The sequence below is a fragment of the Streptomyces hoynatensis genome (genome assembly GCF_003626535.1).
Classification (GTDB): Bacteria; Actinomycetota; Actinomycetes; order Streptomycetales; family Streptomycetaceae; genus Streptomyces; species Streptomyces hoynatensis.
This window is the reverse complement of the sequence record NZ_RBAL01000010.1, coordinates 169671-189962: the sequence shown is the minus strand read 5'-3', so window position 1 is coordinate 189962 and position 20292 is coordinate 169671. Positions and strand designations below refer to the sequence as shown.

Below are 20292 nucleotides of genomic sequence, written 5' to 3'. Positions count from 1 at the left end.
TGGGGCTCAGCCGTGCGGCGAGCGCAGCAGCGCCACCAGGTGGGCCGCGGCCGCGGACAGGTGCCTGCGCGCCTCGCGCAGCTGCTCCTGGCTCACGCCGTGGTCCCTGGCGGTGTCCCGCACCTCGTCGCGGAAGCGGTCGAGCAGCCGCACCAGCTCGCGCTCGGGGTCGGCGACCTCCTCCGCCTCCTCCTCGGCCTCCTCCCGGCCACTCGCCCACTGCGGCCACGGCGTGCTCGGGTATTCGACGAACCGGCTCCAGCCGCCGATCTCGTGGCTGAGCCCGTCGAGGCCCTCGCGGACCGCGCCCCGCCAGTCGCCCGCCCTGGCGTGCGACTGCACCCGCTCGTGGAGCCGGCGGGCGGCCTGCTCGAAGTGGGTCCTGACCGCCTCGCTCGCCTCCTGGGCCTCCCTGGCCTCCCGCCGGGCCCGGCGGCTCTCCTCCTTGGCGCGCCGGGTGGCGGCCTGCCAGGCGGCCCGCCCCTCCTTCGCCTCGGACCCGCCCGAGGCGCGGGCGGCCGCCGTGGCCTCCTTGACCTGCCGCCGCAGGTCCTGGGCCGAACCGCTCACGTCCTCGCGGATGTTCGCCGCGAGCGCGGTGAGGGAGTCGCGGATCTCCCGTTCGAGCTCGGTCAGCTCCGGCTCGCGCTCGTGCAGCTCCCGGTATCCCTCGCCGGTCAGCGAGTACACCTTGCGGCCGCCCTCCTCGGCGTGGCTGACCAGGCCCTCGGCCTCCAGCTTGGCCAGGCGGGGGTAGACGGTCCCGGCCGAGGGGGCGTACAGCCCCTGGAAGCGCTCTTCGAGCAGCCGGATGACCTCGTACCCGTGCCGGGGGGCCTCGCCGAGCAACTTCAGGAGGTAGAGGCGGAGTCGGCCGTGACCGAAGACGGGAGGCATGTCAGACGTCCTTAGCGGAGGTGGTGGCGGCGGTCGCGTCCGGTTCGGTCCGCGGCCTGCGCAACAGGGAGAAGGCGCCGGAGACGGTGTGGCACAGGATGCTGCCCGTCCCGGCGCCCAGCGTGCCGCCGACGGACTTGGCCCCCCAGGTGCCGGACACCGAGAGCTCGGGGAAGGCCGAGGAGACGGGGCCGCTCGTGGTGGCCCCTGAGACCTTCGCGTCGGCCTGCGCCGGCAGCCGCAGGGCCACGTCGCCCGAGACGGTGGTGAGCCGGAGCGTGGGGCGCGCGGCGGGCTCGGCGAGGTCGAGGACCACGTCGCCGCTGACCGTGTTGACGCCGACGCTCTCGCCCGCGTGGTCCAGCATGGTGAGCCTGCCGGAGACCGAGTTGAAGGACAGCTTCCCGGTGACGGCCTGGGTCTCGACGGCGCCGGAGACGGTGTCGGCGCGGACCCGGCCCGAGAGGCCGACCAGCGTCGCGTCCCCGCTCACGCCGCGCAGGTCCGTGGGGCCCGCGATGCGGCTGAGGACGGCGGAGGCGCGGACCACGCCCACGGAGAGCCGGACCGAGGCGGGCACGCTGACGGTGACGACCGCGGACCGGCGCCAGCCCTTGCGTTCGAGCCGCTTCAGGAACCCGTGCCAGGGCAGGTCCTCGTAGGCGACGGTGAGCCGGCGGCCGCGCACGCTCACGACGAGCGGCGGCCCGGAGAGCTCCGCGATCTCCACGCGGGTGGCGGGCGAGTCGGTGCCCACCACGTTCACCGTGCCGCTCACCGTGCGGATCTCCAGGTCCTCGATCGGGTCGTCGAAGTGGAGGGTCCGCGGCTCGGTGACGGACCACTCGGATTTCCGCGCCATGGGGCCTCCCCGGTTGAACGGCACGCGCTGACGAGCGCACGAAGATATATCGTGACTCCCTGAGGAACACGATATATCGCGTAGCCGTGGCGTCAAGAGGGGAACCGTGGCGCCCTCCTCCTCGTCCTCGGTCTCGTCACGTCCACCCGCCGGCCGCCGGCCGTCCTTCGGTTCCCGCCGGCCCCGAGGCCCCGCGGTCCGCTACTCGTCGTCCTCGTCGTCGAGGCGGGCCAGCCAGGTCGCCAGGCGCTCGACGGGGACCTCGAAGTCGGGGTTGAGGTCGACGAAGAGACGCAGCTGGTCGGCGAGCCAGGCCAGGCTCACCTCCTCCTCGCCGCGTCGCTGGGCGAGTTCTTCGATGCCTCGGTCGGTGAAGTACACGGGGCGCTCCAGGGGAAGGATCGCGTGGCCAGGGAAACCAGGGAGACCGGGAAACCAAGGAACCAGGGAACCAGGGAACCAGGGAACCAGGGAACCAGGGAAACCAGGAAAATGGGCAACTGTCGGTAACGAAGGCTAACCTGCACAGCACACGCCGAACGCATGGGGGGCCGATGAGCAGCGCAATCACCCGGATCAGCCTGCCGGACGGCACGCCGGTGCTCGCCCGGATCTCCGAGGCCGAGCAGCTGGCGCCGCCCGGGGCCAGGCGCTCGCCCGAGCAGGAGGAGGGGCGGCCGGGCCAGGGGGGCGCCCGGGGAAGCCGGGGCGAGAAGGCCGAGGAGACCGGGGAGGCCGGGGACGACGGCTACACGGACACCGGCTTTCGCGCGCGGCCCCGCCCGGCGGGCACCACCAGGATGGAGAGCCTGCGCGGCCTGATCACCGGGGTCGCGGCCTCCGTCGCCGAAGGGCTGCGGGCCGCCCGGCCCGACGAGGTCAGCGTCTCCTTCGGCATCGAGCTGACCGCGCGCGCGGGCAAGGTGGTCGGCCTGCTGGCCGACGGGGAGGCCAAGGCCGCGATCTCGGTCACCCTGACCTGGCAGGGCGGCCCGCCCGAGGAGCTGGGACGCCCGGACGGCGCGGGAGAGCACGGGGGGCGCACGGGCGGCGGTCATGGACCCCTTTGAGTCCCTGGCGCCACTCGTCGAGGCGGCGACCGTACGCATTCAGGACCCGCCGAGGGGGTATGCCGACGGCGAGTCGACGACCGGACCCAGGGGCAGCGGGTTCTTCGTCGCTCCGAACTGGGTGCTCACCTGCGCGCACGTGGCACTCGGCGGGGGACCGGCCGAGGGAGGTGGTCGCGAAGTGGGGCTGATCTTCGGCGACATGACCAGCCCGGCCCTCGGGCTGGTCGAGTGGGCCGAGCCGATGGAGCACCGCGGCGAGGGCCGCTGGCCCGCCCCCGACCTCGCCCTGGTCAGGCTGGTCGACCCGATCCCGCACGAGTGCGTCTGGCTCACCGAACGCACGGCCAGGGTCTTCACCTCCAAGGAGGTCGCGTTCTTCGGCTGCGTCGCCCCCGACGGGGAGGCCGGGCGCATCGCCCACCTCAGCGGCCGGTGCACCATCAGGGGCGAGATGGGCGGCGACGGGCAGCTGAAGCTCGGCCCGGAGGACGAGGTACCGCGCGGCGTCTCCGGCGGCCCCCTCGTGGACCTGGAGCGCGGCGAGGTCATCGGCGTCCTCAAGGCCCGCCGTACCGGCAGGGACGGCGGCCTCGCCACCTCCGTGCTCCAGCTGCGGCGGCTGCCGCGGCCCGCCGGGCCGGTCGCGGCCGAGGCGGACGACACCTACCAGCGGGTCATGCACGCCCACGACCGCCACCACGCCGCCCGGCACCGCGACGACCACGCCGCCGACGCCACCTGGACCGACGCGCAAAGCGACCTGCGGGCCACGGGCGAGCGCGCCCTCAGCCCCGGCGAGCGGGTCGAACTGCTCGGCCTGCTCGCCGAGTTGCCCCCGCCCACGTCGAGCGCGAGCCTGGACAGGCTGGTCACCGAGGTGCTGCACCGCAGCTACAAGGAGCCGCTGCCCGCCCCCCGCGGCTGGCGCGACGGGCTGGGGCGGCTCTACGACCCGGGCCAGGGCCAGGACGAGCTGGAGGTGGTGCTCAGGTACGCCGTCCTGGCCGCCACCGCGGACCGCCCGCACCCCGCCAGGCCGGGGACGGAGGAGGCGCTGCTCGCCTGGGCGCACCGCACCGCGGCCGGCGCGCCCGACCTCTCCCGCTGGTTCCGCACGACGTTGCGCCAGGAGGCGAACGCCAGGCTCAGGGCGCGTGACCGGCTGCCCGACTTCGGCCGGGAGCGGGTGGTGGCCGCGGGCGCCGCCATCGTGCCCCCGCCGCAGGTGCCGGCCGGCGGGGGCGCCGGCTTCGCCCCCGAGGCCGTCCCCGCCCCCGTGGACGGCGTGCCAGCGCCGCGCGGTCCTGCGGCGGAGGACGAGCCATACGTGCTGCTCGAACTCACCCCGCACGGCTGGGAGCGCGGCAAATACGACTGGCGGGTGTGCGCCCCCGGCCCCGGCGGCGAACTCGTCTCGGTGGACGAGGACTTCCGCGCCGTCGGCCCGGCCGACCCGCCCGGCAGGCTGCGCGCCGCGCTGACCGAGGCCTTCCGCCGCGCCGATCGGCCCGAGCGCCCGGTGCGGCTCCAGGCGGCCCTGCCGTACTCGCTGCTCGGCCTGCCGGTCGAGACCTGGCGGCTGGGCCCGGGGCTGCCGCCGATCGGCGAGCTGCGGCCGGTGGTGGTGCGCTGCACCGACCCGGTGCCCGAGGCCGAGGACAGCGAGGAATTGTTCGCACTGCGGCTGCGCCGCTGGGACCGGGTGCACCAGGGCCCCATGCGCTCCGAGGTCCTCGACTGCGCCCACGAGGAGCCGCGCCCGCTGCCCGAGCCGGCCGCGCTGATCGGCCGCGACCAGTCCACGGTGCCCGTGCTGTGCCGCACCCCGGCGAGCGGCGGCGAGCCGGCCGCGCTGCATCGCGTGATGGCCAGCGGGTACAACGTCATACTGTGGCGCCGCGAACCCCCCGCGCGCCCCGCCGAGTGCGCGGGCTTCCACGGCGGGGTGCAGCGCACCGTCGCCCTCGCGGACCGGGCGGGGCGGCTGCCCGCCGCCCTGTGGCGGCTGAGGGCCAGGGCCGCGGAAGACGCCGCCGAGACCTCCTGGTCGCACGGCCTTGCGCTGCTGTACGCCGACCCAGGCCACCCGCTTCCCGGGGCCGACGACCCGCTGGAGGCGCCATGACGCGCGCGGGCGCGCGCGGCGGCGGCCGGGGAAGCGCGCAAAGCCCCTATGCGGCGGGTACCCGCCCCGATACGGTCGAGGCGCCCGCGCCCCGGACGGTCGACGAACGACGAGGAGCATGCTGTGGCAGAGGCTGAGACCAACGCCGACACCAACTCGCCCGTGGGGCCAGCGGAGGCCGCCGGCCAGGAGCCGGCCGCAGGCGCCGCGCGCGAGTGGCTGATCTACCGGGGCGCCGGGGAGCCGCACGACGGCATTCGCATGCTCCCCAAGCCCCCGCCGTGGCGGGACTTCGACGGCGGCCCGCTCGTCGCGCAAGGGCCCGAGGCGGACACGACCACCACCAGGCGGCTCGGCCTGTACCGGCACCTGGCGGAGATGCACCGGCCGAGCCCCGACGAGCTGGAGATCATCAACGCCGCCCTCTACCTGCGCCGTCCGCTCCTGGTGACCGGCAACCCCGGCACCGGGAAGAGCACCCTGGCGCACTCGGTGGCCTACGAGCTCGGGCTCGGCCGCGTGCTGCACTGGCCCATCGTCAGCCGCACCACCCTCGGCGACGGGCTCTACCACTACGACGCCATCGCCCGCCTCCAGGACACCCAGATCGCCGCCGGGATGCGCGCCACGGGCGCCCAGCCCACCGCCGTGCCCGGCGGCATCGGCAGCTACCTGCGCCTCGGCCCGCTGGGCACCGCGCTGCTCCCCACCGCCACCCCCCGGGTGCTGCTCATCGACGAGCTCGACAAGAGCGACATAGACCTCCCCAACGACCTGCTCAACGTCCTGGAGGAGGGGGAGTTCGCCATCCCGGAGCTGGAGCGGATCGCCGAGCGCGAGCCCGAGGTCGAGGTCCTCACCGACGACGGCGCCAAGGTCACCGTCAGGGACGGCAGGATTCGCTGCCGCGCCTTCCCCTTCGTCGTGCTCACCAGCAACGGCGAGCGGGACTTCCCGGCCCCGCTGCTGCGCCGCTGCATCCACCTGGAGATCGGCCGCCCCGACCACGAGCGGCTCGCCACGGTGGTGCGCGCCCACCTCGGGGACGAACTCGCCCGCCGCGGGGACGACCTGATCGGCCGTTTCCTGGAGCGCTCGCGCACCGAGCAGCTGGCCACCGACCAGCTGCTGAACGCGATCTACCTCACCCACCACGCCGAGCCCCCCACCCGCGACCGCCTGGCCGACAAGCTCATCCAGCGCCTCGACCAGCCGAGGTGACCGCGATGTCCGAACCGGCTGCCCGGCAGCGCACCCGGCTCGCGGGACTGATCCGCGCGCTGCGCGAGTCCGGGCTCGACCCGGACCGCACCGGCCTCGCGGACGCCCTGTGGCTGGCCCAGTACTCGACGCCGACCGCCCCGCCCCCCGCCCGGGCCGGCCGCGCCGCCGCACCGGAGCCGCGGCCGGAGCAGGAGCCGGGGGCGGCGCCCGGCCACCGGCCGGGCCGGCGGCAGGAGCCGGCCGCCGGCCCGGCGCGGCTGGACGGCAGGGCGCCGCGCGCCGGGGACGACACCGTGATGCTCTACGCCGACCCCGCGAGCGCCCCCGGCGGCGCCCCCGGCGGCGCGGGCGAGCCGCCACGGGACGCGCTGCGGGTGGGCGTTCCCGAGGCCAGGTCCCTGCCCAGCCTGCTCGAACTCGAACGCGCCCTGCGGCCGTTGCAGCGCTACCGGCCCCCGGCCCGGCCCCCGGGCCGCCCGGGCGACCTGCCGATCGACGAGGCGGCCACGGTGGAGCGGACCGCGCGCACCGGCGGGCTGCTGCTGCCCGCCTTCCGCGAGGAGCCGCGCGGCCACACCGAGTTGCAGCTCCTCATGGACGCCGCCTCGGCGATGCGGGTGTGGCAGCTGATGCTCGGCGAGCTGGCCGAGGTCTTCCGCAGGCTCGGCGCGTTCCGCGACATCCAGGTGCACTACCTGCACGAGGCCCCGGACGGCTCGGTGGCCGTCAGCCGCAGGTTCGACCCGGCCGCCGCCGTGCTGCACCCCGCCCGGCAGCTGCGGGACCCCACCGGCCGCAGGCTGACCGTCGTCGTCAGCGACTGCACGGGGCCGCTGTGGCGCAGCGGCGCCGCACACCGGCTGCTGCACTCGCTGGCCAGGCACGCCCCGGTGGCCGTCGTGCAGCCGCTGCCGCAGCGGCTGTGGGCGCGCACCAGGCTGCCCGTGGGCCACGGCCTGCTGCTGCGCGAGGAGGGCCCCGCGGCCTCGGCGCGACTGCGTTTCGTGGCCGAGGAGTTCGGCTACCCGCCCGCCCGGCCGCCCGGCGCGGTGCCGGTGCCCGTGCTGCCGCCCACGCCGGGCGCGCTCGGCGCCTGGGCCGGGCTGCTCGCCGGTCCTGGCGCGGGCCCGGTGCCCGCCGCCGTCGGCTGGGTGCGCGCCGACCAGCCGCCCGCCGCGGCGCGCCGCGCCCCCGGGGGGCCCAGGACGCCGGCCGCCCTGGTGGCCAGGTTCCGCGCCCAGGCCTCGCCCGGCGCCGCGCAGCTCGCCGTCTACCTGGCGGCCGGGCCGCTCTTCCTGCCGGTCATGCAGCTGATCCAGCGCACGATGCTGCCCGACTCGGGGCCGGCCGAGCTCTCCGAGGTCCTGCTGAGCGGCCTGGTGCGGCGCCTGGAGGGCTCGGCGGGCGACGGCCTGTGGTACGCGTTCGCCGAGGGCGTGCACGACGAGCTCCTCGCCGACCTCGGGCACGACGAGGCGATCCTCGTGCTCAAGCACTGCTCCGGCTACGTGGAGCAGCGCTTCGGCAGGACCGGGCCCAACTTCCCCGCGCTCGCCCTCGCGGAGCTCACCGGCGGGGAGCGGCTCGCGCCCGAGGCGGCCGAGGCGGCCTCGGGTCCCCTCGGCGAGCCGGCCGAGGGAATCGGCTGGCCCACGGGCGAACCCTCGGCGCCGCCGGGGTCGCAGGAGTGGGCGCAGCAGCGGTTGCGGCAGCCCTTCGCCCAGGTGACCGCCAAGGTGCTGCGGCGCTTCCTGCGCGAGCCGCCCGCGCGGCGCACCGGTCCCCCCGGCGTCCAGCCGCCCTCGCGTACCGTGCAGCAGGCCCGCGAGCTGGCCGAACTCTTCGCCACCGAGGGCAAGGTGCAGCACCAGCTGGACGCGGTGCGGCTGCTGCGCGACGCCGCCGACCGCCAGCGGGCCGCGGGGCGCGGCACGGACCCCGAGCTGTGGAGCGAGCTGGCCGAGCAGCAGCTGCGGCTGTGGCGGGTGCAGGGCGATGCCGAGCTGCTGGCCGCCGCGAGGACCGCCGCGAGCACCGCCGCCACCCACCCGGGCTCGGTGCGGGCGCGGAGCGTTCTGGCCCGGGTGCTGCACGCCGCGGCCGGCGAGCGGCGCGCCCTCGGCGACACGGGGGAGGCGCTGCGCCTGCTGCGGCAGGCCGACCGGGAGTTCGCCGCCGTCAGCGCCACGCCGGGGCTCGCGCCGGACGCGGCCCTGGCGCTGACCCTCGAACGCGTGGAGGTGCTGGCCGAGCAGTGGCGGCTCAGCGGCGACACCGGCCTGCTCCAGGAGAGCGTCGGCACGGTCGAGGCGGTGGCCGACGCCTGGCCGCGGGGCAGGCCCCAGCCCAGCGGGCTGCCGCTGGCGCACGGCCGGGCGCTGCTGCGGCTGGCGGGCGCGGCGCAGGCAACGGAGCGCGCCCGGGTGTACGCCGAGCAGGCCGCCCGTTCGCTGCGCGCCGGCTGCGAGGCGCTCGCCCGCGAGGCGGCCCAGCCGCGGGCCCGGGTGGCCGCGCTCCTCGACCTGGTCGACGCCCTGCTGCTGACGGAACGCGACTTCGAGGCGGCGGCCGAGCCGATCGCCCAGGCCAGGTGGCTGACCGAGGACCAGGAGCTGCGGGCCGCCTGCGCCGCCCGCTCGGGGCGGCTGGCGAGGCGGCGCTACGAGACGAGCGGCGACCCGGCCGAACTCCTCGCCGCCGCGGAGCACTTCGAGCAGGCGAGCCGGTCCGTCTCCCGGGACCGGGCGGAGTACAGCGACCTCATCGAGGAGTGGGGCGCCGCGCTGCTCGTCCGCGCCTCGCTGCCCGACGGCGGCCGCTACGTCTCGCGCGCCGTGCGGGTGCTGCGGGACTGCCGGATGGAGACGCCGGGCGGGCACCCGAGGCTCGCGCTGCGGCTGCTGATGCTGGGACAGGCGCTGGTGGCGAGGTACCGGCAGGCCGGCGACCTGGTGGACCTGCGAGAGGCCGAGCACCTGTTCACCACCGCCACGCACTCCGCGCGCGAGGCGCGCACCGGCGCGCGCGCCTGGTTCGAACTCGGCGAGACGCACCGCAGGGCCTACCGGCACACCCACCGTCCCGAGCGGCTCGACCAGGCGGCCGACGCCTACCGCAGGGCGGTCGCGGCCGCCGCCGAGGACGGCGCGCCCGAGGAGGCCGGGGAGGAGATCCTGCGGCTTTCCGCCAGGGCGCACCACCAGTGGGGCGTCGTCCTCGAGGAGGCGAGCCGCCCGCGCGCGGCGGGCGAGGCCTACCGCTCCGCGCTCGACGAGTGGCGGCGGCTGCCCGGCGGCGAGGAGGAGGCGGAGCCGACCCGGGCGCGCCTCGCCGCCCTCCGCGCCCGCTGAGGTCCGCGCCCGCCGACTGGGCGCCCGGTGCGCCTGACGAGGTCCGCGCCCGCCGACTGCCTGCCCGTCGAGGTCCGCGCCCGCTGAGGTCTGCGCCCGCGGCGGCGGGCTCGCGTCCCGTGCGCCGGCGCACTCCGGGGCGCGCGCGGTCGCCCCCGCCGGGATCGCGCCGGCGCGCGGCCTGGTGTTTCCGCCGCCTGCCGAGAGGGAATTCTCCGCTCCGGCCCCGCCTCCGGAAGAGGCTCGCCTTTCTCCCTTCCCGTAGGAGGGGGACTCGGTCCCCTGCGGGGCGGCGGTGTCGGCCGGCGCGGGTGGACGCGGAGTCGCCCCGGCGGCGATTCCGCTTTCCCCGCCCTGCTCCGCAGGAAGCCTCGTTTCCTCCCCGGGCCGAAGCCTGGGTACCCAGGAAGGAGTCCCGATGACGACCCACTCACCGGACGCGGCCGCCCGGGCCGCCGACGCGGGCGCGGCCGTGCGCACCGAGGAGCCCCTGCCCGACCTGCTCGGCCTGAGCCTGACCGAGCTGCGCAGGCTCGACCACCCCGTGCTCAGCGAGGTCCTCGACGAGCTGCGGCAGCGGGTGAGCGACGGGGAAGGGTTGTGGGGAGGCTTCAACCAGTTCAGCCAGTTCAGCTCCTCCTCGCTCCCGTCGTAGCCGCCCCGGGTCGCCGGCGCCGGGCCGGGCCGGGGACACGGGCCCCGCCGGGGGCCGCCGCCCCGGGAATCGATCTTCACCTCTCGATGGCTTTCGGCCCATTGCTGCCCTTAAATGGACAGGAGTTGACGCATGCCGTTTACACGGTTCGCCCGCCGGAAGACTTCCGGACGGACGAATCCAGGAGCCGAGGGACACCCGTAGCGTGCGAGGAATGGCGGACCCGACCCAGGCCGCAGCCGAGGACCGGCCGCGGGCCGTGCCCTTCCGGCAGTTCGTCGTCAAGGTCAACAGCCGCTGCAACCTCGCCTGCCGCTACTGCTACATGTACTTCGGCGCCGACCAGGGCTGGCGCGCGCAGCCCGTCGCCGCCTCGCCGGCCACCCTGCGGCAGATCGCCAGGCGCATCGGCGAGCACGCCGCCGCCCACCGGCTGCCCGCCGTGTCCGTCGTGCTCCACGGCGGCGAACCCCTGCTGACCGACCCCGCGGTGCTCGGCGGCTTCGTGGACGAGGTCAGGCGCGAGGCGCCCGCAGGCTGCACCGTGCACGCCTCCGTGCAGACCAACGGCGTGCTCCTCACCGAGGAGAAGCTGGCCGTGCTCGCCGCCCACCGCATCACCGTCGGCCTCAGCCTCGACGGCGGCCTGGCCCACCACAACGGGCAGCGCGTGGACCACGCCGGCCGCCCCGCCTGGCCCGCCATCAGGCGCGCCGCCGGGCTGCTGGCCACGGAGCGGCACCGCGCCTCGTACGCCGGCGCGCTGTGCGTCGTCGACCTGGCCACCGACCCGGCCGAGGTCTACCGGTCGATACTCGAACTCGGCCCGCCCGCCGTGGACTTCCTCCTGCCGCACGGCAACTGGAGCCGCCCGCCCGCCGGGCTGCCCGCGCGCCCGCACCGGCCCGCCCCCTACGGCGACTGGCTGTGCGCCGTGTTCGACCTGTGGTGGGCCGCCGACCGCCGCCGCCTGCGGGTGCGGACCTTCCAGGAGTGCATCGCCCTGCTCCTCGGCCTGCCGGGCGGCACCGAGCACCTCGGCCTCGTCCCCTTCCCCGCCGTCGTGGTGGAGACCGACGGCGGCATCGAGCAGGTCGACTCCCTCAAGAGCGCCTACGAGGGCGCCGCCGCCACCGGACTCGACGTCTTCCGCAACGCCTTCGACGAGGCCCTGGACCACCCCGGCGTCGCCGCCCGCCAGCACGGCCTGGCCGCCCTGTCCGCCGAGTGCCGGCGCTGCGCCCTGGTGGACGTGTGCGGCGGCGGCCACTACGCCCACCGCTACCGGCGCGGCTCCGGCTTTCGCAACCCCACCGTCTACTGCGCCGACCAGCAGCGCCTCATCCGGCACGTCGCGGACGCCCTGCGCCGGGCGGTGGCCCGGTGAACGCCACCCTCGCCCCGGAGCGGGTGCGCGAACTCGGCCGCGCCGAGGGCGACCCGGAGACCCTGGCCGCGCTGACCGCGGGCCAGCACACCCGCCGCATGCTGCTGCTGCGCGTCCTCCTCGACGCCCTCGACGCCGCGGGCACCCCGCGGGACCCGGCCGCCGCGCTCGCCGCCGAGCACGCCGACCTGCTCCAGGAGGTCGAGCAGACCGCCCCGGAGACCGCCCGCCAGGTCCTGTTCTACTCGCTGACCGGCCCCTGGGCCGAGCGCTGCGTGCAGGGGCTCGACGGGGGCCACCCGGCGCAGGGCGAGCGGGCCGGCGAGGAGGCGGCCTGGGACGTGCGCCGCGACATCGCGCACCTCGGCTCGCTGGCCGCCGCCGCGGCGGCCCGCTCGGGTCTCGGCTTCCGCACCCGGCTGACCGTCCACGACGGGCGCGTGCACCTGCCCACCCTCGGCGCCCTGCGCTGCGCGGCGCCCGAGGGCCACGGCGTCGAACTCGCAGGCGAGCCCGGCCGGCTGCGCATCCGCCCCGCCGGCCTGGCCGCGACCGAGGTGCACCTCGACGAGGCGGGGAGCTGGCGTTCCGCGGACCCCGGCTGGCTGCCGCTGCACACCCTCGACGGCGGGCCCCGCCTCGTCCTCCTCGACGACCTCGACCCCAGCCGCTTCGTGCACCGGGCCGGGGCCGCCGAGCAGGCGGGACCCGGGGCGCTGCGGCCGGAGGAGCGCGCGCAGTGGGAGCGGCTGTGGCGCGAGGCCCTGCCGCTGCTCAGCCTGGGCGGACCCGCCAGGTCGGCCGAACTCGCCCTGCTCGACTGCCTGGTGCCCATCCCGCACGCCGCCGCCGCGGACGGGGCGAGCCACTACAGCGGCACCAGCGCGCGGGCGTTCGGCGCCGTCGTGGCCAGCCCGCCGCCCTCGCCCGCCCACCTCGCGGCCGGGCTCGCGCACGAGCTCCAGCACGCCAAGCTCTCCGCGCTCGGCGACCTGATGCCGCTGCACACGGCCGGGCCGGAATGCCGCCACTGGGCGCCCTGGCGGCCCGACCCGCGCCCCTTCGACGGGCTGCTCCAGGGCACTTACGCGCACCTGGCGCTGGCCGCGTTCTGGCAGCACCTCGCCCTGGCCCTCGACGACCCGGCGGAGCGCGACCACGCCTGGGCGGCGCACGCCCGCACCCACGCCCAGGTCGCCGCCGTGCTGCCGGTGCTGCGCGGCGCCCGCCGACTCACCGACGCCGGACGGCTGTTCGTCCAGGCCATCGCGGAGCGCCACGAGGAGCTGCGCCAGGCGCCGCCGCCCGCGGGGCACGCGGTGCGCGCGGCGGCGTACGTGGAGACCGCGCGCACGCTCTGGCTGCGCCGACATGGCCGCTGAACGGTTACCTGTCGTACGCGCGGTGTATGTTCCAGGCAGGGGGAGCTGACGGGCCGTCGCGCGGGAGCGGGCGGGCCGGCCCCGCGAAGGACAGGCGCCCGGGGAGCACGAGGGAGACACGGATGACCGCAGAGGAGAGTTCCGCACCGGCGGCGGCCGAGCGGGTCACCATCAGCTACGCCGGGTTCAACCGGGCCTGGGCCGTGTGGATCGGCGACTGCCTGGAGCGCAACGGCTGGGAGGTCGCCTACCAGCGCTGGAACCCGCCGGTGGAGATCCCCCTCGACGTGGCCCTTGGCGACCTGCTGCGCGTCCAGGGCCGCGTGCTCGTGGTGCTCAGCGACTGGTACTTCAAGCTCGGCCCGCGCACCGACGAGGAGTGGGAGTCGGCCGTCAGGTCCATCGTCGTGCCGCACGTGCACCGCTTCGCCGCGGTCTCGGTGGCCACGCAGCCGCTGCCCGGCGCCGCGAGCGCCTTCGGTGGCGTGGTCGAGCTGTGGGGCACCGGCGTCCGGGAGGCCGAGCGTCGCGTCGTGCGGCTGCTCGGCCCCGCCCCGGGCCCTGCCGACAGCACGCTCGGCGGCAGGCCGGGACCCCGCTTCCCCTATGACCAGCCCCACGTCTGGGGCGGGGTCCCGCGGCGCAATGTGCGCTTCACCGGCCGCGAGGACACCATGCAGACCATCTACGACACCCTCCAGCGGGCCGAGCCGGGCGCCGGGGTCGTCACCCTGTGGGGCATGTCCGGGGTGGGCAAGACGCAGATCGCCGCCGAGTACGCCCACCGGTTCAGCACGGAGTACGACCTGGTGTGGTGGGTCCCCGCCGACCAGCGCGGCACGCTGCGTCAGCGGCTCGCCGAGCTGGCCCCCGCCCTCGGCCTCACCACCGGCCCCGAGTACGGCGAGCGGCTGCGTGCCGTGGGCACCGCGCTGCGCCGCGGCACCCCGTACGCCCGCTGGCTGGTGGTGCTCGACGGCGCCGACGACCCCGAGCCCATCTCCGACCTGGTGCCCAGCGGCCCGGGCCACGTCATCATCACCTCGCAGAACCGCCAGTGGGAGGAGCACAACACGGTCCTCCACCCGGTGCCCACCTACGACCGGGACGAGTCCGTCGCCTTCGTCAGGCGCCGCGCCCCCCGCATCACCCCGGCCGAGGCCGACCTGCTCAGCGCGGCCCTGGGGGACCTCCCGCTGGCCCTGGACCAGACCGCGGGCTGGCTGAACGACTCGGCGATGTCCGTCGCCGAGTACGTCGACCTGCTCAACAGCGGCTCCGACCTGGAGTCGGGCCTGCGGGTGGCGGCCGACTTCCCGATGACGTACTACACCGCCTTCTCCATACTGCTGAACCGGCTGCGCGAGACCGTGCCCGAGTCGGTCGACCTGCTGCGCCTGTGCGCCCATTTCGCGCCGGGCGCCATCCCCGTCCAGCTGGTGCGCGGCATTCCGCAGGCCGACCTGCCCGAGCCGCTGTCGGGCCTCATGGAGGACCCGCTGCGCTGGAACACGGCGATCAACAAGCTGATCCAGTACTCGGTGATCCGCTGGGGCAGCCCCGAGCAGGAGGCCGACCCCGAGGCCGGCACCATCCACCTGCACCGCATGGTGCACCAGACGGTGCGGGCCGGGATGAGCGAGGAGGACCGCGAGACCTACTCCCGCGCGGTGCGCCGCGCCCTGTCCGCGGCCGACCCGCAGCGCGCCGCCGACACCCGCAGGTGGTCCAGGTTCGAAAAGATCGTGCCGCACCTGGAGGCATCCGGCGCCCTGCACAGCCGGCACGCCGACATGCACCGGCTGATCTTCAACTGCCTCAACTACCTGTTCCTCGCGGGCGAGTACACCCTCGGCATCCAGCTCGCCGAGCGCACCGAGCGGGCCTGGAAGGAGGTCTATGGCGAGGACCACCCGCTGGTGTGGGATCTCAACTCGCAGTACGCCACGATGCTGCGCGCCACCGGCGACTACGCGCGCACCGAACGGATCGACCGCGCCGTCATCGAGCACCTCAGCGCGCACCGCGGGCCCCGCGACCTCACCGTGCTGCGCGCCGAGGAGGGCCTCGGGGCCGACCTGCGCGGCCTGGCCAAGTACGACGAGGCGCTGCAGGTGAGCGAGCAGGTGCTCGCGGACTACCGGCAGCTGGTCGGCGAGCTGGACCCCAGGACGCTCAACGCCCGGCACAACGCGGCCGATTCCCTGCGCATGCTCGGCAGGTACCGGGAGGCGCTGGAGTCCGACCGGGCCAACCTCCAGGCCCGCCGCGAGTTGCTCGGCTCCCGGCACAACTGGTCCCTGTACTCGGAGATCATGTACGCCTGGGACCTGCGGCTCCTCGGCCGCTACGCGGAGGCCCAGTCGGTCCTGGAGCAGAGCGTGGAGGTCCACCGGAACCTGATGGGTGAGAACAACCCGCAGACCCTCACCGCCGAGCTCAACCACGCGTTGTGCGTGCTGCGTTCCGGCGACCGGGAGGAGGCGGGCGCCCGGCTGGCGCGGCTCCTGGAACGCGCGGAGCAGGTCCTGGGCGACGCCTCGCCGCTGACCCTGATCATCGCCACCAGCTACTCCTTCACCCAGCGTGCCCGCGGAAACCTGGACCTCGCCAGGGAGATCGGCGAGCGCACCACGAAGCACTACGCGGAGGCCCTCGGCGCCCGCCACCCCTACACGATCGGCACCACGGTCAACCACGCGCTGGTGTTGCGGGCCATCGGCGAGCGGCAGCAGTCCCACATGCTCACCGAGGAGTGCCTGGCGGACATGTCGGCCGCGCTCGGCCTCGACCACCCCTGGACGCTGGGCGTCGCGCTGAACGCCGCCGCGGGCCGCAACCTGGAGGGGGACGTGGAGGGCGCGGCGGAGCTGAGCCGGGAGACGGTGCGCCGGGCCGGGGCCGTGCTGGGCCGCACCCATCCGCTCTACCTCTCCAGCCAGGTGGCGCTGGCCACCGACCTGCGCGGGCTGCGCAGGCGGCGGGAGGCCGACAAGGTGGAGGAGGAGGCGCTGTCCGGCCTGATCTCCAGCCTTGGCTCGCAGCACGCGCACACCATCAGCGCCCGCGCCCGGGTCAGGCCCTACTGGGACTTCGAGCCGCTGCCCATCTGAGGCGCCCGGCCCGGGTCCCGCGGCCGGTCCCACACAGGCGCAAGGGGCCGGGCCGCACCGTTTCCGCGGTGCGGCCCGGCCCCTGTGCCGGGGTGTGCCGGGCCCGTCGACTTCGCCGGGCCCGCCGGGGCGTGTCCCCTAGAGGGCGAACACCTCGTCGAGCAGGGCCTGCTGCTCGGCCTGGTGGCGCTTGGCCGAGCCGACGGCCGGCGAGGAGGAGGCGGGCCTGGTGACCTGCCGCAGCAGCTCGGGACGCTCCAGGTGCTGCGGGAGGTTGAGCGCGATGAACGGCCATGCGCCCTGGTTGGCGGGCTCCTCCTGGGCCCACACGTACATCTGGGCGTTGCGGTAGGTGGCGAGCACCGCCTGGATCTCGTCCACCGGCAGCGGGTACAGCCGCTCAAGGCGGACCAGCGCCACGTCGGTGATCCCGAGCTTCTCGCGCTCGGCGGCCAGCTCGTAGTGCACCTTGCCCGTGGTGAAGACGACCTTCCGCACCTGGGCCGCGTCCACCGTGTCGTCGCCGATCACCGGCCGGAACCCGCCGCGGGTGAACTCCTCGGCCGTGGAGGTGGCCGCCTTCAGCCGCAGCATCCACTTCGGCGTGAAGACGATCAGCGGCTTGTGGTGCGGGTTGTGGACCTGCCAGCGCAGCAGGTGGAAGTAGTTCGACGGCAGGGTCGGGGCCGCGACCGTCATGTTGTTCTGCGCGCAGAGCTGGAGGTAGCGCTCGATCCTGGCCGAGGAGTGGTCGGGACCCTGGCCCTCGTAGCCGTGCGGCAGCAGCAGCGTGACGCCCGAGGTCTGGCCCCACTTCTGCTCGGCCGAGGAGATGAACTCGTCGATGACGGTGGCCGCGCCGTTGGCGAAGTCGCCGAACTGCGCCTCCCACATCACCAGCGCCTCCGGCCTGGCCAGCGAGTAGCCGTACTCGAAGCCCATCGCCGCGTACTCGCTCAGCAGCGAGTCGTAGACGTTGAACCTGGCCTGGTCCTCGGTCAGGTAGAGCAGCGGGGTGTAGTCCTCGGCGGTCTTCCGGTCGATCAGCACCGCGTGCCGCTGGCCGAAGGTGCCGCGCCGGGAGTCCTGCCCGGCGAGCCGGACCGGGGTGCCCTCCATCAACAGCGAGCCGATGGCGAGCAGTTCGCCCATGGCCCAGTCGATGGTGCCCTCCTCGACCATCGCCGCCCGGCGCTGGAGCTGCGGCAGCAGCCGCGGGTGGACGGTGATCCGGTCGGGGATGTTGACCTGCGACTCGGCGATCCGCTTGACGACCTCCTGGCTGACGCCGGTCTCCACCGCCACCGGGAACTCCGGCTGGGGCGCGGGGACCTCGGCGGGCGCCGGGCTGCCGGTGGCCTCCCTGACCTCCTTGAAGACCTTTTCCAGCTGGCCCTGGAAGTCCTGGAGCGCCTGCTCGGCCTCCTCCAGCGTGATGTCGCCGCGCCCGATCAGCGACTCGGTGTAGAGCTTGCGCACCGAGCGCTTCTTGTCGATCAGGTCGTACATCAGCGGCTGGGTGAAGGAGGGGTTGTCGCCCTCGTTGTGGCCGCGGCGGCGGTAGCAGACGAGGTCGATCACCACGTCCTTGTTGAACGCCTGCCGGTACTCGAAGGCGAGGCGGCCGACCCGGCAGACGGCCTCGGGGTCGTCGCCGTTGACGTGGAAGATCGGGGCCTCGATCATCCGCGCCACGTCGGTGCAGTACGTGGAGGAGCGGGCGGAGGCCGGGGTGGCGGTGTAGCCCACCTGGTTGTTGATGACGATGTGCACGGTGCCGCCGGTGCGGTAGCCGCGCAGCTGCGACATGTTGAGCGTCTCGGCCACGACGCCCTGCCCGGCGAAGGCAGCGTCGCCGTGGATGAGGATGGGCAGGACGGTGAAGTCCTTGCCGCCGCGTCCGATGACGTCCTGCTTGGCCCGGGCGACGCCCTCGACGATCGGGTCGACGGCCTCCAGGTGCGAGGGGTTGGCCGTGAGCGAGACCTTGATCGTCTCGCCCGAGAGGCCGGTGAAGGTGCCCTGCGTGCCCAGGTGGTACTTCACGTCGCCCGAGCCGTGCATCGACTTGGGGTCGAGGTTGCCCTCGAACTCGCGGAAGATCTGCGCGTAGGACTTGCCGACGACGTTGGCGAGCACGTTCAGCCGGCCGCGGTGCGCCATGCCGATGACGACCTCGTCCAGCTTGTCGGCCGCGGCCTCGTCGAGCACCGAGTCGAGCAGCGGGATGACGGTCTCGCCGCCCTCGAGCGAGAAGCGCTTCTGGCCGACGTACTTGGTCTGGAGGAAGGTCTCGAACGCCTCCGACGCGTTCAGCCGGCGCAGGATGCGCAGCTGCTCCTCGCGCTCGGGCGGGGTGTGCGGGCGCTCCACCCGGTCCTGGATCCAGGTCCGCTCCTTGGGGTCCTGGATGTGCATGTACTCGATGCCGGTGGTGCGGCAGTACGAGTCGCGCAGGACGCCGAGGATGTCGCGCAGCTTCAGCATCGCCTTGCCGGCGAAGCCGCCGACCGCGAACTCCCGCTCCAGGTCCCACAGGGTGAGGCCGTGCTCGGTGATGTCCAGGTCGGGGTGCTTGCGCTGCTTGTACTCCAGCGGGTCGGTGTCCGCCATCAGGTGACCGCGCACCCGGTAGGCGTGGATCAGGTCGAACACCCGGGCGGCCTTGGTGACTTCGTCGTCGTGGTTGACGTCGATGTCCACGTGCCAGCGGATCGGCTCGTAGGGGATGCGCAGGGCCTCGAAGATGTCGTCGTAGAAGCCGTGCTCGCCGAGCAGGAGCTGGCTGATCGCCCGCAGGAACTCGCCCGAGGCGGCGCCCTGGATGACCCGGTGGTCGTAGGTGCTGGTCAGGGTCATGACCTTGGAGATGCCCAGGCGGTTGAGGGTCTCCTGCGAGGTGCCCTGGAACTCCGCCGGGTACTCCATGGCGCCGACCGCCAGGATGACGCCCTGGCCCGGCATCAGCCGGGGCATCGAGTGGACGGTGCCGATGCCGCCCGGGTTGGTCAGCGAGGCGGTGACGCCCGCGTAGTCGTCCATCGTCAGCTTGCCGGAGCGGGCACGGCGGACGATGTCCTCGTAGGCCTGCCAGAACTCGAAGAAGCTGAGCGTCTCGGCCTTCTTGATGGCCGGGACCACCAGCTGCCGCTCGCCGTTCTTCTTGACCAGGTCGATGGCCAGGCCCAGGTTGACGTGCTCGGGCTTGACCAGGGTCGGCTTGCCGTCCTTCTCGGTGAACGAGTGGTTCATCGAGGGCATGGCCGCCAGGGCCTGCACCATCGCGTAGCCGATGAGGTGGGTGAAGGAGACCTTGCCGCCGCGGGCGCGCTTGAGGTGGTTGTTGATGACGATGCGGTTGTCGAACAGCAGCTTGACCGGCACCGCGCGCACCGAGGTGGCGGTCGGCAGCTCGCGCGAGGCGTTCATGTTCTTCGCGACGGCCGCGGCCGGGCCACGGAGCGTGACCAGCTCGGGACCCTCCGCGGCGGCGGCCTGGGCGCCGTCGGCGCCGGCCGACTTTGCCTTCGCAACCGGCTGGGCGGGCTGCGCGGCGGCCGGGGCGGGCGCGGGGGCGGGAGCCGGCGCGGCGGCCCGGGCGGGGGCCTGCTGCGGTCCCGGCGGGGCCGCGGCGGGCTTCTCGCGGGCCGGGGCCGGGGCGGGCGCCGCGGGCTGCGCCGCGGCGGCGGGGGCGGCGGGCGCCGCGGGGGCGCCTACGGCCGCCCGAGGGGCCTCGGCCTGCGCTGAGCCGTCCCCTCCCGGCTTGTAGTCCGCGAAGAAATCCCACCAGGCCCGGTCGACGGAATTCGGGTCCTGGAGGTACTGCTGGTAGATCTCGTCGACAAGCCACTCGTTGGCGCCGAAACCGGCGGCAGGATTCTTCTCCGCTCCTTGGCCGGGTTCGACGCTGGAGGTCTTTTGAGACTGTGGCGACACGGCGGCAACCGCCCTCTTCCGCTTCGCAAGGTAATGGACAGCGGAAATCAAGGCTACGCCCCCCTGACGGTCAGGCGCAGTCCTCAGCCCCCATACGTGGCCTACACCACATTCCGCGAATGGTTTCAGGCCCGAAGAGGCCGGGAACTGCACCGAGTTAGGCGCGAAACGGCAACGGAATGGCAATATCGGACCGCTTCCGCACCCTTTGTGCCGTGGGCCGGGTGCGCCGGGTGCGCCGGGCGGTGCCGCCAGACCGCGCGAGCCGCCCGAGCCGCGTGAGCCGCG

General features: G+C 74.9%; 12 protein-coding genes. 8 read left to right on the top strand and 4 right to left on the bottom strand.

All coding sequences use genetic code 11. From position 1 onward, the window contains the following. Positions 1–6: 6 nt before the first annotated feature. The 3 genes from D7294_RS18660 to D7294_RS18650 form a co-directional block, all read right to left on the bottom strand. Positions 7–897, bottom strand: coding sequence for a PadR family transcriptional regulator (locus tag D7294_RS18660; protein ID WP_120681181.1), 891 nt, complete (start codon positions 895–897; stop codon positions 7–9). 1 nt (position 898) lies between these two features. Then, positions 899–1759, bottom strand: a complete 861-nt coding sequence (locus D7294_RS18655) for a DUF4097 family beta strand repeat-containing protein (protein WP_120681179.1) — start codon at positions 1757–1759, stop codon at positions 899–901. A 201-nt stretch (positions 1760–1960) separates the two neighbouring features. Then, positions 1961–2140, bottom strand: coding sequence for a DUF6104 family protein (locus D7294_RS18650; protein ID WP_120681177.1), 180 nt, complete (start codon positions 2138–2140; stop codon positions 1961–1963). Between the two features lie 173 nt (positions 2141–2313). Here D7294_RS18650 and D7294_RS33280 point away from each other — a divergent pair, with 173 nt between their 5' ends. From D7294_RS33280 to fxsT, 8 genes are all read left to right on the top strand, one after another. Next, positions 2314–2829 carry a CU044_2847 family protein gene (locus tag D7294_RS33280; protein WP_241562459.1) on the top strand — a complete coding sequence of 172 codons (516 nt, stop codon included), beginning with the start codon at positions 2314–2316 and terminating at the stop codon, positions 2827–2829. Further along, a complete protein-coding gene (locus D7294_RS18640; protein WP_120681175.1) occupies positions 2816–4957 on the top strand; it encodes a VMAP-C domain-containing protein in 2142 nt (713 codons plus the stop codon). Before D7294_RS33280 ends, D7294_RS18640 begins: the two co-directional genes overlap by 14 nt. A gap of 261 nt (positions 4958–5218) precedes the next feature. Next, a complete protein-coding gene (locus D7294_RS18635; RefSeq protein WP_120681325.1) occupies positions 5219–6178 on the top strand; it encodes an AAA family ATPase in 960 nt (319 codons plus the stop codon). A gap of 5 nt (positions 6179–6183) precedes the next feature. Then, positions 6184–9531: an SAV_2336 N-terminal domain-related protein gene (locus tag D7294_RS33745; RefSeq protein ID WP_120681173.1), complete on the top strand. Its 3348-nt coding sequence runs from the start codon at positions 6184–6186 to the stop codon at positions 9529–9531. Between the two features lie 418 nt (positions 9532–9949). After that, positions 9950–10186, top strand: a complete 237-nt coding sequence (locus D7294_RS18625; protein ID WP_241562458.1) for an FXSXX-COOH protein — start codon at positions 9950–9952, stop codon at positions 10184–10186. A 214-nt stretch (positions 10187–10400) separates the two neighbouring features. Then, positions 10401–11573 (top strand): FxsB family cyclophane-forming radical SAM/SPASM peptide maturase, encoded by a 1173-nt coding sequence (locus D7294_RS18620; protein ID WP_120681172.1) that lies wholly within the window; start codon positions 10401–10403, stop codon positions 11571–11573. Further along, positions 11570–12955: an aKG-HExxH-type peptide beta-hydroxylase gene (locus D7294_RS18615; protein ID WP_120681170.1), complete on the top strand. Its 1386-nt coding sequence runs from the start codon at positions 11570–11572 to the stop codon at positions 12953–12955. Before D7294_RS18620 ends, D7294_RS18615 begins: the two co-directional genes overlap by 4 nt. A 122-nt stretch (positions 12956–13077) precedes the next feature. Next, on the top strand, positions 13078–16068 hold the full coding sequence (fxsT, locus tag D7294_RS18610) for an FxSxx-COOH system tetratricopeptide repeat protein (protein WP_120681168.1): 2991 nt from the start codon (positions 13078–13080) through the stop codon (positions 16066–16068). Positions 16069–16206: 138 nt separating this feature from the next. On the opposite strand, the gene D7294_RS18605 is transcribed toward fxsT, so the two are convergent. Further along, positions 16207–20004, bottom strand: coding sequence for a multifunctional oxoglutarate decarboxylase/oxoglutarate dehydrogenase thiamine pyrophosphate-binding subunit/dihydrolipoyllysine-residue succinyltransferase subunit (locus D7294_RS18605; protein WP_120681166.1), 3798 nt, complete (start codon positions 20002–20004; stop codon positions 16207–16209). Between the last annotated feature and the right edge of the window lie 288 nt (positions 20005–20292).

What these genes read in the sequence shown, in the direction of transcription:
- D7294_RS18660 (WP_120681181.1), bottom strand. Translation starts at nt 897, where the DNA reads ATGCCTCCCGTCTTCGGTCACGGCCGACTCCGCCTCTACCTCCTGAAG.
- D7294_RS18655 (WP_120681179.1), bottom strand. Translation starts at nt 1,759, where the DNA reads ATGGCGCGGAAATCCGAGTGGTCCGTCACCGAGCCGCGGACCCTCCAC.
- D7294_RS33280 (WP_241562459.1), top strand. Translation starts at nt 2,314, where the DNA reads ATGAGCAGCGCAATCACCCGGATCAGCCTGCCGGACGGCACGCCGGTG.
- D7294_RS18640 (WP_120681175.1), top strand. Translation starts at nt 2,816, where the DNA reads ATGGACCCCTTTGAGTCCCTGGCGCCACTCGTCGAGGCGGCGACCGTA.
- D7294_RS18635 (WP_120681325.1), top strand. Translation starts at nt 5,219, where the DNA reads ATGCTCCCCAAGCCCCCGCCGTGGCGGGACTTCGACGGCGGCCCGCTC.
- D7294_RS33745 (WP_120681173.1), top strand. Translation starts at nt 6,184, where the DNA reads ATGTCCGAACCGGCTGCCCGGCAGCGCACCCGGCTCGCGGGACTGATC.
- D7294_RS18625 (WP_241562458.1), top strand. Translation starts at nt 9,950, where the DNA reads ATGACGACCCACTCACCGGACGCGGCCGCCCGGGCCGCCGACGCGGGC.
- D7294_RS18620 (WP_120681172.1), top strand. Translation starts at nt 10,401, where the DNA reads ATGGCGGACCCGACCCAGGCCGCAGCCGAGGACCGGCCGCGGGCCGTG.
- fxsT (WP_120681168.1), top strand. Translation starts at nt 13,078, where the DNA reads ATGACCGCAGAGGAGAGTTCCGCACCGGCGGCGGCCGAGCGGGTCACC.